General features: G+C 30.7%; 13 protein-coding genes. 5 read left to right on the top strand and 8 right to left on the bottom strand.

The features are described from left to right. Positions 1–5 precede the first annotated feature (5 nt). The 3 genes from AC1EUV_RS10185 (at position 6) to AC1EUV_RS10195 (ending at position 4,077) form a co-directional block, all read left to right on the top strand. Positions 6–974, top strand: coding sequence for an MraY family glycosyltransferase (locus AC1EUV_RS10185; protein ID WP_480198598.1), 969 nt, complete (start codon positions 6–8; stop codon positions 972–974). Between the two features lie 9 nt (positions 975–983). Further along, complete coding sequence (locus AC1EUV_RS10190; protein WP_480198599.1) at positions 984–2,108, top strand: DegT/DnrJ/EryC1/StrS family aminotransferase; 1,125 nt, start codon at positions 984–986, stop codon at positions 2,106–2,108. 79 nt (positions 2,109–2,187) lie between these two features. Further along, positions 2,188–4,077, top strand: a complete 1,890-nt coding sequence (locus tag AC1EUV_RS10195) for an SDR family NAD(P)-dependent oxidoreductase (RefSeq protein ID WP_480198600.1) — start codon at positions 2,188–2,190, stop codon at positions 4,075–4,077. Here the strand turns inward: AC1EUV_RS10195 and AC1EUV_RS10200 are convergent. The 5 genes from AC1EUV_RS10200 to AC1EUV_RS10220 all read right to left on the bottom strand — a co-directional run bounded on the left by AC1EUV_RS10200 (position 4,070) and on the right by AC1EUV_RS10220 (position 8,838). Then, positions 4,070–5,227 carry an Lnb N-terminal periplasmic domain-containing protein gene (locus AC1EUV_RS10200; protein WP_480198601.1) on the bottom strand — a complete coding sequence of 386 codons (1,158 nt, stop codon included), beginning with the start codon at positions 5,225–5,227 and terminating at the stop codon, positions 4,070–4,072. The two genes, AC1EUV_RS10195 and AC1EUV_RS10200, sit on opposite strands and share 8 nt — an antisense overlap. Before the next feature lie 2 nt (positions 5,228–5,229). Next, positions 5,230–6,348, bottom strand: coding sequence for a putative type IX sorting system protein PorV2 (locus AC1EUV_RS10205; protein WP_480198602.1), 1,119 nt, complete (start codon positions 6,346–6,348; stop codon positions 5,230–5,232). 91 nt (positions 6,349–6,439) lie between these two features. Continuing rightward, complete coding sequence (locus AC1EUV_RS10210; RefSeq protein ID WP_480198603.1) at positions 6,440–7,402, bottom strand: YheT family hydrolase; 963 nt, start codon at positions 7,400–7,402, stop codon at positions 6,440–6,442. Then, positions 7,403–8,143, bottom strand: a complete 741-nt coding sequence (locus AC1EUV_RS10215) for a 5'-methylthioadenosine/adenosylhomocysteine nucleosidase (protein WP_480198604.1) — start codon at positions 8,141–8,143, stop codon at positions 7,403–7,405. A 35-nt stretch (positions 8,144–8,178) separates the two neighbouring features. Beyond that, complete coding sequence (locus AC1EUV_RS10220; RefSeq protein WP_480198605.1) at positions 8,179–8,838, bottom strand: ABC transporter ATP-binding protein; 660 nt, start codon at positions 8,836–8,838, stop codon at positions 8,179–8,181. A 137-nt stretch (positions 8,839–8,975) separates the two neighbouring features. Between AC1EUV_RS10220 and sucC the strand changes: the two genes are divergently transcribed. Beyond that, positions 8,976–10,169, top strand: a complete 1,194-nt coding sequence (sucC, locus tag AC1EUV_RS10225) for an ADP-forming succinate--CoA ligase subunit beta (protein ID WP_480198606.1) — start codon at positions 8,976–8,978, stop codon at positions 10,167–10,169. A 105-nt stretch (positions 10,170–10,274) separates the two neighbouring features. Next, on the top strand, positions 10,275–11,000 hold the full coding sequence (locus AC1EUV_RS10230; protein ID WP_480198607.1) for a DUF3667 domain-containing protein: 726 nt from the start codon (positions 10,275–10,277) through the stop codon (positions 10,998–11,000). Here AC1EUV_RS10230 and AC1EUV_RS10235 read toward each other — a convergent pair. From AC1EUV_RS10235 to AC1EUV_RS10245, 3 genes are all read right to left on the bottom strand, one after another. Next, positions 10,993–13,491 (bottom strand): M14 family metallopeptidase, encoded by a 2,499-nt coding sequence (locus tag AC1EUV_RS10235; protein WP_480198608.1) that lies wholly within the window; start codon positions 13,489–13,491, stop codon positions 10,993–10,995. The two genes, AC1EUV_RS10230 and AC1EUV_RS10235, sit on opposite strands and share 8 nt — an antisense overlap. 86 nt (positions 13,492–13,577) lie before the next feature. Next, a complete protein-coding gene (locus AC1EUV_RS10240) occupies positions 13,578–13,946 on the bottom strand; it encodes a PUR family DNA/RNA-binding protein (protein ID WP_480198609.1) in 369 nt (122 codons plus the stop codon). Between the two features lie 93 nt (positions 13,947–14,039). Then, the gene (locus tag AC1EUV_RS10245; protein ID WP_480198610.1) at positions 14,040–15,806 is read right to left on the bottom strand and encodes an ABC transporter ATP-binding protein; all 1,767 of its coding nucleotides are present in this window, start codon (positions 15,804–15,806) and stop codon (positions 14,040–14,042) included. Positions 15,807–15,821: the final 15 nt, after the last annotated feature.

Raw genomic sequence — 15,821 nt, forward strand, 5'->3', positions numbered from 1 at the left:
TTGTAATGGGTACTTATTTTATAATTTTTGTATCGTTAACTTTTATTGCTTTTTTATATCTAAAAATAGCAAGTCATTTTAATATAATTGATAAACCAAATCAAAGAAGTTCTCATATTGAACCTACTATTAGGGGTGGAGGTATATTATTTTTCTTAGCTATAATTTTATTCTTTTTTACTTCGAATTTTGAGTACCCATATTTCGTTACCGGTGTCTCTATTATAGCTATTTTAAGTTTTATAGACGACCTTGTTACTTTAGGCAGAAGAATCAGACTGCTATTTCATTTTATTACAGCTTTTTTATTACTGATACAAATAGGATTAATAGGGTTACCTGTTTGGTTGATTGTCGTTTATTTAATTATAATGGTTGCCTTTTTTAATCTATATAATTTTATGGACGGAATTAATGGGCTTACAGGCTTATACAGCCTAATAGTTTTAGGTAGTTTTTCGCTGTTAAACTATTATGAAAGCATTATTGGCCAGTCCCTAATAATATATACATTGCTATCTATATTAGTGTTTGGATTTTTTAATTTTAGGAAAAAAGCTAAATTTTTTGCAGGCGATATTGGTAGTATGTCTCTGGCTACCCTATTACTTTTTTTAGGGGGCTTGTTTATCTACAAACTTAATGCCCCCATTTTATTACTATTTGTCGCCGTTTATGCTGTAGACGGCGGGTTGACAATTCTATTTAGAATATTTAGAAAAGAAAATATTACCGAAGCTCATCGTCACCATTTATATCAAAAGTTTGTTGATATTCAAAATTGGAGCCATCTAAAAGTGAGTTTAATTTACTCATTGGTTCAGTTACTAATAAATTTGATTGTATTAAATTTCTATAAAGATTCATTTGATACTCAAATATTTTTATTAATTTTTATACTAATTATTATAGGAGCTTTTTATTGCTTCCTAAAATTTAAATATTCTAGGATAGAATCGACCTTAATTAAATAATTTAAGATTTTGAATTATAAGAAGTATAAGATACAGCTGTCTCCATCTCATTTTTCTGGAAAGGAACAAGAGTATATTCAAAAAGCCTTTAATGAGAATATGGTTGCTACTTATGGCTCAAATATTAATGATTTTGAAGAAGGACTATGTAGTTATTTAAATATTAAATCTTGTTCAGCATTATCTTCTGGTACCGCTGCTATACACTTGGCATTAATTTTATTAGGAGTTCAAGAGAAGGATGAGGTAATTTGTTCTACATTTACTTTTTCCGCAACAGCAAATCCTATATTATACTTAAAAGCTAAACCAATTTTTATTGATTCAGAAAGAGATACATGGAATATGTGTCCTGATTTACTAGAAGTTGCTATCAAAGATAGGGTAAAGAAAGGAAAAAAGCCTAAAGCCATTTTACTGGTTCATTTATACGGAATGCCATCTAAAATGGAAGAAATACTACAATTATCAAAAAAATATAATATTCCTATTATAGAAGATGCAGCAGAAGCTCTTGGGTCACTTTATAAAGATAAACCCCTTGGTACTTTTGGTGATATTGGTATTTTTTCATTCAATGGAAATAAGGTTATTACTTCTTCAGGTGGTGGAGCATTGGTATCTAATAATTTAAGTTATACCAAGAAGGTTGTTTTTTTGGCCACACAAGCTCGTGATAAAGCACCGCATTACCAACATTCAGAGATTGGGTATAACTATAGAATGAATAATATCGCTGCTGGTATAGGTTTAGCCCAGTTAGAAGTTTTAAGAAATAGAATTCAAAAAAGAAGAGAAAATTTTGATTTTTATCAAGTTAAATTGAATGATGCTTCAGAGATATCATTTTTAAATGAACCTAAAAATTATTTTTCCAATAGATGGTTGAGTACATTGTTGTTAGATAGTTTTAAAACTAGAGAAACAATAAGGATGACTCTAGAAAAAGAAAAAATAGAATGTAAACCGCTGTGGAAGCCTTTGCATTTACAACCAATATTTAAAAAATTCCCTTCTTATTTAAATGGTAATTCTGAATCTTTTTTTAATACGGGCTTATGTTTGCCTAGTGGTTCAAATTTAACTACAAAAGAAAAAGAAAAGATTATAAAGACAATCAGAACAATAGTCTAAGCGTTAATAAGTAATCTCCATCTTATTTTAAGAATAACAGATTTATTACGACTTTTGTTCTAAATAATGAAAAGGATTTATGTTAAAAAGAATTTTTAGAAAAGGGATAGACAGAAATGTATCAAGATGGGTAGTACTACTTATTGATGTATTTTTAGTAGTTCAAGCTTTTGTTCTTGCTTATCTCATAAATTTTAATTTTAATTTGAGCTTTCAACAATATGGTTTTTTTGCTCAAATAGCTTTAATAGTGGGTCTTACTACAATTGGCTTTTTAATTGTTGGATCCTATAAAGGTACAGTTCGACAAACAGGTCTAAAAGATGCATTGAATGTGTTTTACGGTGTTTCTTTACTGTTTATTTTTTTAGTACTTATAACGCTTGCAGATAGAGAGTTTGAAATTACACGCCGATTTGCTGTTCCTTTTAGAGTAATTGTTGTGCATTATTTGTTGAATATAATAATACTTATAGCTAGCAGATTTATTTTTAAACGTTTTGTGCAACGCGTTTTAATGGCCTATAAACCACCTGTTAATACTATGATTTATGGAGCAGGAGATTCAGGGTTATTGACGTATGCCACATTAAGTAATGACTTAAATAACAATTCTAATGTAGTTGGCTTTATTGATAAGGATAAAAATAAGATTGGCAAAAAATATAACCGAGTAAAGGTTTATGCGCCTAAAAAAATTACTAAGCAATTCATTGAGAAGAATGAGATAAAAGAAGTAATTGTTTCTATTCAAAATATACAATCTTTTAGATTGATGGAAATAGTAGACTCATTACTTGAATTACCAGTTAAGGTTAAAATTGTTCCATCTGTTGATAAATGGATTAATGGTGATTTAAATGTGGGGCAAATCCAAGAAGTAAAAATTGAAGATTTATTAGATAGAACACCAATTAAAATTGACAACCCTATACTTCAAAAAGAATTAAATGATCAAACTATCTTAATAACTGGTGCAGCTGGCTCTATAGGTAGTGAAATTGCTCGTCAAGTTTGTAACTATGATTATAAGCATCTTGTGCTTTTAGATCAAGCAGAATCGGCTTTGTATGATGTTCAACAATCTTTTATAAGAAATAGCATAAAAAATTATTCAACTATTGTTGCTGATATTAGAAATCTTGATCGATTAAAGCAAGTTTTTAATGACTACGATTTTGATATAATTTTTCATGCTGCAGCTTATAAACATGTGCCATTAATGGAAGAAAACCCATATGAAGCAGTTAATGTAAATATTTGTGGTACCAAGCAGTTAATGGATTTATCTATAAAGCGTAATGTTGATAAATTCGTAATGGTTTCTACAGATAAGGCGGTTAACCCTACTAACGTAATGGGTGCTACCAAGCGTGTAGCAGAAATTTATGGTAGTTGTTTGAATAGAAAAATAAAAACGAAATTTATAACGACTCGATTTGGCAATGTACTTGGTTCTAACGGTTCTGTTATACCATTATTCAAAAAACAAATTAAACAAGGCGGGCCTTTAACTGTTACCCATAAAGACATAACTCGTTATTTTATGACCATCCCAGAAGCATGTGAGCTAGTTTTGGAAGCTGGTGTAATGGGAAATGGAGGAGAAATCTTTGTGTTTGATATGGGTAAATCTGTAAAGATTTTTGAAATTGCTAAGAAGATGATAAACCTTTCTGGTCTGCGTTATCCAGAGGATATAGATATTAAAATAGTAGGATTGCGCCCTGGAGAGAAACTATACGAAGAGCTATTAAGCGATGAAGAGAATAGTATACCAACTTACAATAAGAAAATTCTTATTGCAAAAACCCAACAAGTGAACTACGAAGTTGCCAAAGAGAAAATAGATGATCTCGTATTACTAACTAATAGTAGTAAAGAGCATTTAGTCTCTAGGTTAAAAGACATAGTGCCAGAGTATATTTCTAATAACTCTGAATTTGAAAAGCTAGATAAAGCTATTTAACTCTTTTCAAAAACAAATACCTTATAAGTAAGAGTAAAAGAATTGGAATGATAGCCAAGTTGAATTCTTGTACTTTAAACACCCAGATTAGTATTGTAAGTATTAAAAAAACTATTAATAAGATGCAATAGTTTTTAATCCATTGAGGAATTTCTTTTTTTAATAAATAGAATGCAACAATAAGGTTAGGAGCAAAAGCCCATAAAACATTATAATTATTGGCTGTTGCAGTATGATTAGTTGCAAACCAAAGTAGCAACATAACAATACCTACTAAACCAGTTATAAAAAACAATGTAAAGTCAAGCCACTTACTTCTCTTTTTATTTTTAAAATTCTTATAAGTAATAAAAATTATGAGAATAGCTAGAATACTAAATAAGAGTAATGGAGTAAAAGCAAAAGAACTTTTTCTGGATTCAGATTTGAATAAGGTTTTAGATTCAGCAACTAAAGATTTGTGATTATTAAATTTAGCACCATCAAATGCTTCATAAATATAATCTGGTAAGAATACATAGGTCTCTGGTGTTGCTTTTTTATCAATAATAGAGCCTAATGCTAAGTCTATTCCGAAAGTACCCCAAGGTTGCGTTTGAGAATATTTATGAATCAAACCTCGCATGGTATAGTTCTGATTTCTAGCAAAACTGTAATCAAACTCTACCTTATTTTTTAAGACACCTTGAGAAACATCTCTAAGCTTTGTTGCACAATTATCATAAAAGAAATCATATAAATAACCTCTATTTTTAGGTTTTGCATTATTTCTCAAATAGTTGAAAAATTCTTGTTTTTCTTGTTGAGATAGATTTAAAATCTGCTCCTTAACAGATCTATTTTGATTGGTATAGTATTTTAGAAAGTCAGAAAAACGACTTACGCTTAATACATATAACAATTTTCCTTTAGCAAAATTTAAATAAAAATTTGGGGCATTGAAATCAAACGTTCCATAGTTATATGTCAAATCTAAACCTAAAGAATTATCGTTTACGCGAATGGCACTATGTCCAAATGAATCTACAAGACTATTTCCAGGTGCAACGGTAATGATACTAATTTCAGCATCATTAGTTAATGTAACTTGTTGTGCTTTACATAAATATCCAGTTAAAAGAAAAAGTATAAGGAGCAGTATCTTTTTCATAATTATCTAAAATAACTAAAATCTAATTTTAAAGAAAAAATATTAGAATATAAAGTTCCACTTGCACCTCCGATATTTGATAATGCGTAGTCTACTTGTATCCCTTTGTATTTAAAACCTACTCCAAAATTTGGTTCAATTGATAGCGACTCACTGTTATCAACATTGGTTTCGTTTTGAAAATTATTAATACCTCCTCTTAAGTAAACCATATCTAAATAATCTACCTGAAAGCCGAAAGAAGGTGTAATGCTTGCAAAAGATGTTGAGATTAAATCATTAGTTTCAGTAAAACGAACATTTAGGTCCAAAGCAGTCAATAGACCAAAATCTTTCGCAATGGTAAATTTTCTAGCAACTCCTAATTGCATTTTAGGTTTGGTAATTTCAATTTTTTCTGGAGTAACAGTAGGTATGACTTGGTCATCATTACTTGGATCACCATCATTTAGTAATTCATCATTGAAATCATCATAAATTGCAATAATACTATTCAATTCATCATCTTCAAATGACCAAGCATTAAAAGATGTAGTAATATCTCGAATCATTAAACCAAACTGCCAGTTGGTTGTTTTGTATTGTAAACCCGCATCGATTCCAAAACCAATTGAAGAAGCAAAATCTCCAATTTTTCTTCTTATAATTTTTGCATTGGCGCCAATATTCAAGTTCTTATTAGACAATCGAATTCTTTTAGCATATGCAACATTCACGGCCCAATCGGCTGCTGAAAAAAGACTTATCCTATTATAATCTATATTACCATCTATAATCAGATTAGTGGTATTCAAAATATCATCAACTCCAAAACGTATTACAGAAAGTGCAATAGTACTTTCATTATCAATAGGTTTTGCAAATGCTGCATAATCGTATTTTGCAATACCCTGAAAATATTCAGCATGCATTAAAGCACCTTGATAATCACTTATACCTACCAACCCCGCAGGATTCCAATAAATAGCATTTACATCATTTGTTGTAGCAGAAACCGCTTTACCCATACCGAAGGCAGCAGCATCAACACCAATATTTAGAAACTCATTAGAAAAACCTCTAATCGTTTGACCATGAGCTATAGCTGCAATGAATAAGAAAAATGTGATTAACCCCTTCAACTAATTTCGATTTGTGCAAATATCATATTTTATAACTAAACTAACAGTTATTTAGAGTAGATATTGCCTATTTATCTATTGAATTACGCAGTTATTTTCCATCTTTAATAAATGATAAGATTCGCTGCTCACACCAAGGTAATTTACTAGTATTCAAATAGGTCATAAAACCAACATGACCACCATATTTAGGTGTTTCTAAGTGGAAGTATTTATGCTGTTTTGCCTCTTTTACAGGAAAACTCTCTTGAGTGAAAAAAGGATCATCTAAGGCATTAATAAGCAGTGTTCTTGTCCTTAACGAAGAAATAAATTGTTTACAACTAGCTTTTTGCCAGTAATCTTCTGCATCTTTAAACCCATTAGCAGGTGCAGTATATAGATCATCTAATTCTTTAAAAGTTTTGATTTTTTGAATATATTCCTTGCTAAGGAAGCTATTAGGGAATTGCTTAGATTTTTGCAGTGCTTTTTCCTTTAATGTTTTTAGAAAAACATTTAGATATAATTTATTAGAAACAGCAGTCATTTTAATAGCAGTAGATTCTAAATCGCATGGTGTAGAAATTGCAACAGCAGAATTTATATGATTTCTTTCTTTTTCACCTAAGTATTTAATGACTATGTTTCCTCCAAGGCTATATCCCACCATATTTAATTCACTATACTTATAATTATTCTGGATATAGTTAAAGACTTCTTCAATATCTTCTGTTTTCCCACTATGATAAGAAGAAAAAAGACGATTGGTTTCGCCACTACATCCCCTCAAATTCATAGATACGGCATCGTATCCATTTCTATTTAATTCGCTAGTTAGTGAAACCATATATGATGAATTAGAACTTCCTTCCAATCCATGAATTAGTAGTACTAATTTGTTAGAACCTATTATTGAAAAATCAAGGTCTATAAAATCATCATCAGATAATTCTACCCGTTTTCTGCTATATTCTAATTCCGGATGACAGAATACAGCACGGTACATGGTGTTTACATGTCCGTTTTTAAATATGAATGATGGCGAGTATGTAGAATTTTCTATATAAGGCATCTATTTTAAATAATATTCTAAAATCTTCAGAGCATATTTGCTGGCAATTTGATCAGCAAATAGTTCAAAATCTATATGTGCGTTATCATTTGCATTATCTGAAATAATGCGGACAATCGAAAAAGGAACTTGATATTCATAGCAAACTTGTGCAACCGAAGCACCTTCCATTTCAACACAAACAACCGACTGCAAATTCGAATGTAAAAAATTTATCTCAGATTTTGTATTGATAAATTGATCACCACTTGCAATATCACCTTTTATAACTTTAGGATTCTCAATGTTAAATTTGGTTGCTTCATTTTTAGTAATTACTATATGAAAATCATCAATAAATTTTTTACTAGAAGCTAAGAGCTTTTCTCTTTTAGAAGATTCAGCCTCAAAGAAAGTTTTATTTAACAAAGGGACTTCAAACCTTTTGTATAGTGGAGATGCATCAATATCATGCTGAAATAAATTTTTACCGATTACAATATCTCCGATGTTTAAATCAGGATTTATAGAACCAGCAACACCTGTAAAGATTATCTCATCAAGCTCAAAATCATTAATCAATTGGGTGGTTGTAGTTGCAGAAGCAATTTTTCCCCATCGAGAAAAAACAAGTACAACCTCTTTGCGAAAAAGAGTACCTGTGTGGTAGCGGCGTTTGCCTTTTGTATAGCTTTTAGGATTCTTAAGATGTTGAAGCAATGTTTGAATTTCTTCTTTCATTGCGCTCATAATAGCGATCATAGTAGCTTATTTACTTCTCAATTCAGAATTTTACTTTAAACGATCTTTCCATCTTTCATTTCTAATTTTCGATCTGCCATGTTTGCTAATTCTTTATTATGCGTAACAATTACAAATGTCTGATTGAATTCATCACGAAGCTTAAAGAACAATTCATGTAGATTTTGAGCAGAAGTACTATCTAAATTACCACTTGGTTCATCAGCAAAAATAACCTTAGGTTTATTGATCAATGCCCTAGCAACAGCCACACGCTGCTGTTCACCACCAGAAAGCTCATTTGGTTTATGGTTTACTCTATCTGATAAGCCTAGAAATTCTAACAATCTTTTTGCTTCTTGTTCTACTTCATTCTTATTTCTATTTGCTATAAAAGCAGGTATGCAAACATTTTCTAAGGCAGTAAATTCTGGTAATAACTGATGAAATTGAAAAATAAACCCAATATTTAAGTTTCTAAATCTTGATAGTGCTTTATCTTTTAATGTTAAAACATTATCACCATTAAGTTGCAACTGAGTTGAGTTTAGTACTTCTGGTTTATCTAAGGTTCCTAATATCTGAAGTAGTGTAGTTTTTCCAGCACCAGAAGGACCAACAATAGCAACTATCTCTCCTTGTTTAATATGTAAGTCAACTCCTTTTAGAACAGCAAGGTTTCCATAAGATTTGGAAATGTTTTTAGCTTCTATCATTCCTTAAAAATAAATGTGCCGTGAAATTAAACAAATTACCCATAATGAATAGTTTTTTGTTTAAAGTTTATTTAAAAAACAATATAGAGTTTTGAAATGGTTTCCTATTTTTGTGGTGATTTAAAATCAAACTGAAAATGAATTTACACGAATATCAAGGTAAAGAAATCTTAAGCAGCTTTGGCGTTAGAATACAACGTGGTATGGTTGCTCATAATCATAAAGAAGCTGTTGATGCAGCAAAACAATTATCTACAGAAACTGGTACTAGTTGGTGGGTTGTAAAAGCACAAATTCATGCCGGTGGTCGTGGTAAAGGTGGTGGTGTAAAACTTGCTAAAAGTTTGGCAGAAGTAGAGTCTATTTCTGAAGATATTATCGGAATGATGCTTAAGACGCCTCAAACACCTCCTGAAGGTAAAAAAGTGAATCAAGTTTTGATTGCTGAAGATGTATATTATCCTGGGGATAGTGAGCCAGAAGAATATTATATGTCGGTTCTATTAAATAGAGAAACAGGTCAAAACATGGTGATGTATTCGCCAGAAGGCGGAATGGATATTGAAACCGTTGCTGAGGAAACACCACATTTAATTTTTACAGAAGAAATAGATCCTGCTACGGGATTATTGCCATTTCAAGCTCGTAAAATTGCTTTTAATTTAGGATTGTCTGGTGGCGCACTAAAAGAGATGGTAAAATTTGTTTCTGCTTTATATACAGCATTTGTTAAATCTGATTCTTCTATGTTTGAGATTAATCCAGTTTTAAAGACATCAGATGATAAAATAATGGCTGTAGATGCTAAAGTAACTTTAGATGATAATGCATTGTTCCGCCATAAAGATTATGCGGAGATGCGCGATCTACGTGAAGAGAATCCAATTGAAGTAGAGGCAAAAGCTGCAGGTTTAAATTATGTTGACCTTGACGGGAATGTTGGTTGTATGGTGAATGGTGCTGGTTTGGCTATGGGAACAATGGATTTAATCAAAGAATCTGGTGGAGAACCTGCTAACTTTTTAGATGTTGGTGGTACTGCTGATGCCAAACGTGTAGAAACTGCATTTGGTATTATTCTAAAAGACCCAAATGTTAAAGCTATTTTAGTAAATATTTTTGGAGGTATTGTTCGTTGTGATAGAGTTGCTCAAGGAGTTGTAGATGCATATAAAAATATGGGTGATAAGATAACTGTACCAATTATTTGTAGATTGCAAGGAACTAATGCAAAAGAAGCGAAAGAGTTGATTGATAATAGTGGGATGAAAATTATTTCTGCTACAGAATTTCAAGAGGCTGCTGATAAAGTACAAGAGGTATTAGCCTAATGCTATCCCTGTGAAAACAGGAATCTAATTTATAAAGAAAAGAGCTGCACATTGCAGCTCTTTTCTTTTGATTGATTTTACTATTTTTACCATAAACCAAAATTAATGGAAAGTCAACTACCAGAAATACCAGAAAACCAATTACCCAGACTTACTACCAAAGAGATTCAGAACGAAGCATTGAAATTCTTTAACCTAGAAAAAGGATTGCTTTTTACCTTTATGGCTTTATTAAGAAGACCACATGAAACAGTAAATATATATTTGAACATTAATAGAAGAAAGTTTTCGAACCCATTGCAGTATATATTAATTGCAGTTGCTATTTACACAGTAATAGTTTCTATACATCCTAGTTTTGTCAATGCTATGACATCAATGAAGGTGCAAAATGAAAAAAGTTATAAAATTCTTGAGGAGAAATTGGATATTTCGATTATGGAACCATTTAATAAAGCTCAAGAAACTTATTTGTCTTATCAAAATATTTTTTATTTGGCGCTAATACCAATAGTAAGTTTAATTACTATGCTTTTGTTTGTTAAAAACTATAATTTTGCGGAAAATCTAGCTATCAATGCATTTATATTTGGAACTTCTACTTGGCTTGTTGCAATACTAAGTATTATAACACTTCCTTTTGATCATTTTAGTATTATGACGTTTATAATCCCTTTTATTTCTTTTGGAACAACCGGATACTTGTATAAAAAAGTATTTCAAGAAAGTTGGCTTAAGACTGTAGGTGTTACAATTATAGTTGTAATTGCATTAATATTATTGTCATTTATTATTCAGATAGGATTAACCTTATTATTCATGTTTACATAAACTTCCCAAAGAAAATAGCATTCATTAACAGCTTATTAGTACCATACCAGAATGCTCTAAAATTTGTATTGTCTGTAAATACAATGACTTTACCTTTACCTATATTGGCGGTTTTAAAAGGTAATGAACCAGAAAGTTGTTTTAGGTTTTCTTTAGAGATATAACCACTCAATAAAGGATTTTTAGAATATTGTAAAGCAGGTTTATATGTTAACGTGCTGTCAGGTTTTATATAAACAGTTGTATTTCTAAACAACGATAATTTAGAATTTTTATATCCAAAATTTATTGGATGACTTCTATCAGCATTAGCTTCAAAAATAGCACCTCCAATAACTTGAGCACCTCTAAAGTCAGAACGTTGATCAAAAGCCACATTTTCTGTTTCTGCTTTTGACTTTTTAAAATCTAGTTTAATAAACTTATTTGTATTCAGCCACCTTAAGCTATTTCTATATCCAATTAATGTACCACCATTTTGTACAAATGTTTTTAGCTTATCCTTTACATTGTTTAATGAAGATCCAGAAGTATTTGGTAGTATTACTGTAGTATATTTACTTAAATCTACTCTACTTAGGTTTCTAGTATCTAACTTAGTAATTGGTATTTGATATCTGGTATCCAATAAATGCCAAATTTCACCAGCATCGTATGAGTTGATTCCATCACCAATAATAATAGCTATTTTAGGTTTTTTAAGTGCTCTAAAATTTCTACTTCCTAGATCTATTCCTTCAGTTAAACCAGTAGCAACTCCATCAATATTTACACCGGTTTCTTTGGCTAAATTACTTACTAAAGTGTAAATTGTTTCTGCTGATCTTTTTTGATTTTGCACTGGAATCATTATGGTACCATAGCCATAATTTTTACCATTTTGACTGAATGATTTCATAGCTACTTTAGCACGCAGTCCTCTTTTTAATAGTTGATATAAGAGTTTAGGTGTGTAATATTCATTCCATTCAAAAAGATAGGCGTAGTCGCTTTTAGCGGATACTTTTCCTACTGGGAAACTTAATTTGGTTACTTCACTTCCCAAATTAGATGTATTTGAGGAATAATTATAATCAAGATTAAATGCTAAAGGTAAAGTCCAGGCTGAAACATCATAAAACAAACTATCTTTAAACTTTGTACGCTTTTCGAACATACCTTTTATCATTCTATAATTTGCTTGATTCATTGGTACTACATAGCTAAAGTCATTTTTTGAATTCTTATGAAACTTAATATTTTGCCTTTTTAGCATTTCAGCAAAATGATAGGTTTTAGTTTTATTAGTTGCCTCACCAAAAACAATCGCTTTATTTCTATCCTTTACAGTTTCACGCTGCGCATTCTTATAAAAATTACGTTGATAATCTAATAATTGAGTTCTTAGCTCTTTACCTGCTTTTAATGTTGATAGGGCAGTAGTCACCTGATTTCTAATTGAAAAAGGAAAAGTCAATAATCCATTTTCAGTGTATTGAGCATGTCCTCTAGAACTTGCTTGTTCAAATAAAATACCAATACCTCCATTAATATCTGGAAATGTTGAACCTTTACCATAATAAAAATCGTCAAAGCTCTCTTCAGAATAATAAAGAGACCCGATTTTATCTAAAGCTTTGGCATGATATTTTGCTATTTCTTTGGTAAGCTCTTGATTCATACTCGGTGTCAAAGGATGTGTTCTAGATGGGATTCCAGGTTGAAAGAAATATGTAGCATTGCTACCCATTTCATGGTGATCTGTTAAGATATTTGGTTTCCATTGATGGAAACTTTTAACCCGAGCTTGAGATTCGGGTAATTGAGATACTAACCAATCACGATTCATATCAAACCAATAGTGATTTGTTCTACCTCTTGGCCATGCTTCCGAATATTCTCTATCGTTACTATCTGGATTTACATTCTGGCTCTTATGAGTATTTACCCAAGAAGCAAATCGATTAAGTCCATCTGGATTATAAGAAGGATCGAATAAAATAATAGTATTATCTAATAATTCATTTATATATTCTCCTTCAGCAGCAGCGAGATAGTAAGCAATAAGCAAACCTGCATTCGCACCGCTTGGCTCATTACCATGTATAGAATACCCTTGATAAACTACTAATGGCATGTTTGAAGTGTTTAAAGAACTAGAAACGTTTGTATCAGATAATTTTAGATGTTCAGTTCGTATCTGCTCTAAATCCTGATGGTTTTTTGGCGATGTTATGGTTAAAAGTAATAAAGGTCTGTCTTCATAAGTTGCACCTCTATTTTCTATAGTAACTCTATCAGAAGCTTTGGCTAATGCCTTCATGTACTCAGCGAGCTTATCATGCGAGACATGCCATTCTCCTACTTGAAACCCAAGAACACTTTCTGGTGTGGGTATATTTTGATTGTATGAGACGTTTTGAGGTAAATAATAAGAGATATCAATTTTTTCTTGAGAGAATATGGTTAATGAAATTGATAAAAAAATAAGGAAGATTAATTTTTTTTGCATGACTCGTTTTTAAAGAAACGTAAAGGTATAAAAAAACCGCTCAAAATATTGAACGGTTTTTAGTTGTATAAAAATATTGAGTTAGTTTAAATATCGTCAAAATCTACATCAGTAAAACTTTCTGTAGAATTGTTTTGTTCTACACTCACTTCTTCTTTCTGATAGTCTTTTTGGTGACGCTCAGAAATTACTTCCTCACCTTTTTCAGAAACAATAAAATCTGTTGCTTTATTTAGCATTTCTTTAAATTCTGAAAAATCTTCTTTGTATAAGTAGATCTTATGTTTTTTATAATGAAAAGATCCATCATCATGTGTAAATTTTTTACTCTCAGTAACTGTTAAATAATAATCACCAGCTTTTGTTGATCTTACGTCAAAAAAATAGGTTCTTCTACCAGCTCTCAACACTTGCGAAAAGATTTCTTCTTGCTCTACAAATTCTTTATCACTCATAATAATCTTTACTTTTAGAAATAGTAATTTTTAATTAATAGTGAACAAATCTAAAAAAATAAATTACTAGAACAAGTAATTATTGAATTTTCTTTATCCGCTTTCAGCTGATTGCTCGGTAAGTTGTTGGTTGTAAAGCTCTTGATAATAACCTTCTCTATTAGATAATTCTTGGTGAGTACCTCTTTGAATAATAGCACCATCTTCTAATACAAGTATGAGGTCAGCGTTTTTTGCGGAAGATACTCTATGGCTAACGATAATAGTCGTTTTATCTTTACTGACTTTTTCTAAATTATTTAATATAACTTCTTCAGTTTCAGTGTCTACTGCAGATAGACAGTCGTCAAAAATTAAAATTTTTGGGTTCCCAATAATAGCTCTAGCTATAGAGATGCGTTGTTTTTGCCCACCTGATAAAGTGACCCCACGTTCTCCAACTGTAGTGTTGTAATCATCATTAAATTCTATGATATTATGATGTATATGTGCATTTTTTGCAGCTTGCACAACTTCATCATCAGTTGCATTTACATCACCAAATTTAATATTGTTCTTAATCGTGTCAGAGAATAAAAATGCTTCTTGAGGAACAAACCCGACCTTATTTCTAAGATCATTTAAATTTAGACTTTTTATTGGCCTCCCATCAACTAAAACTTCACCTTGATTAATATCATATAATCTGGAGATTAAACTTATTAATGTAGATTTACCTGAACCTGTTCTTCCTAAAATGGCTAATGTTTTTCCTTTTTTAAGAGAGAAGCTTACATTTTTAAGCGCTGTTATGTTAGTGTCATCATAAGTAAACGAAACATTCTTAAATTCAATTTCTCCATTTATATCGGAAATTTCTTCAACCGTATTAAGTATTTCAGGTTTTACTTCTAAAAATTCATTAATACGTTTCTGAGATGCCTCTGCTTGTTGCACAATTGAAGTTACCCAACCTACAACTGCAACTGGCCATGTGAGCATATTTACGTACATTATAAATTCTGCAATAATACCAATACTAGCAATTTCTCCATTTATATATTGTTTACCACCAATATAGATTACAATTACATTACTCATTCCTATTAACAAAATCATAAGCGGAAAAAACAATGCTTGTACCTTATATAATGAAATGTTCTTTTGTTTACTTTCTATTGCTAATGTGTTGAAAGTATTAAAGGTTGGTTTTTCAATTCCGTAAGCTTTAATAATATTAATGCCTGAAAATACTTCTTGGGCGTTGGTTGTGAGCTTTGATAGATATTCTTGTACAATTCTACTACGTGTATTAATAACTCTACTTATAGCATATATAGAAACAGATAAAATTGGTAGTGGTAATAATGTATATAATGTCAATTTTGGATTGATGCTAATCATATTACCAATTACAATTACAAATAGTGTAATCATATTAATGCTATACATTATGGCAGGACCAAAATACATACGCACTTTCCCAACGTCCTCACTAATTCTATTCATTAAATCACCTGTACGATTCTTTTTGTAAAATTTTAATGACAACCTTTCATATTGTTGAAAGATCTCATTTTTAAGATCAAACTCAATATGACGCGACATAACAATAATTGTTTGTCTCATTAAAAAAGTAAAAAACCCAGAAAGTAAAACTGCTCCTATAATTAGTAAGATGTTTATTAATAGTTCGTTTTTTACTACAGAAAGTTCAGCAACACTTCCTTTTTGATATTCCTCTACAATAGTTAATGATTTATTTACTAATCTTGGGGTAAATAATGAGAAGATGCGAGCTATAATAGTAGTAACTAAACCTATTATTAATCGATAACGGTACTTTACAAAGAATTTATTTAAATATTTTAATGCTTTCAAGTGCTATTGAATTCG

The sequence above is a fragment of the Maritimimonas sp. 2304DJ26-3 genome (assembly GCF_056591635.1).

Excerpts from the sequence above, each read along its gene's own strand:
- AC1EUV_RS10240 (WP_480198609.1), bottom strand. The coding sequence starts at position 13,946 with ATGAGTGATAAAGAATTTGTAGAGCAAGAAGAAATCTTTTCGCAAGTG.
- AC1EUV_RS10200 (WP_480198601.1), bottom strand. The coding sequence starts at position 5,227 with ATGAAAAAGATACTGCTCCTTATACTTTTTCTTTTAACTGGATATTTA.
- AC1EUV_RS10220 (WP_480198605.1), bottom strand. The coding sequence starts at position 8,838 with ATGATAGAAGCTAAAAACATTTCCAAATCTTATGGAAACCTTGCTGTT.
- AC1EUV_RS10185 (WP_480198598.1), top strand. The coding sequence starts at position 6 with ATGGGTACTTATTTTATAATTTTTGTATCGTTAACTTTTATTGCTTTT.
- AC1EUV_RS10195 (WP_480198600.1), top strand. The coding sequence starts at position 2,188 with ATGTTAAAAAGAATTTTTAGAAAAGGGATAGACAGAAATGTATCAAGA.
- AC1EUV_RS10235 (WP_480198608.1), bottom strand. The coding sequence starts at position 13,491 with ATGCAAAAAAAATTAATCTTCCTTATTTTTTTATCAATTTCATTAACC.
- sucC (WP_480198606.1), top strand. The coding sequence starts at position 8,976 with ATGAATTTACACGAATATCAAGGTAAAGAAATCTTAAGCAGCTTTGGC.
- AC1EUV_RS10230 (WP_480198607.1), top strand. The coding sequence starts at position 10,275 with ATGGAAAGTCAACTACCAGAAATACCAGAAAACCAATTACCCAGACTT.
- AC1EUV_RS10210 (WP_480198603.1), bottom strand. The coding sequence starts at position 7,402 with ATGCCTTATATAGAAAATTCTACATACTCGCCATCATTCATATTTAAA.
- AC1EUV_RS10215 (WP_480198604.1), bottom strand. The coding sequence starts at position 8,143 with ATGATCGCTATTATGAGCGCAATGAAAGAAGAAATTCAAACATTGCTT.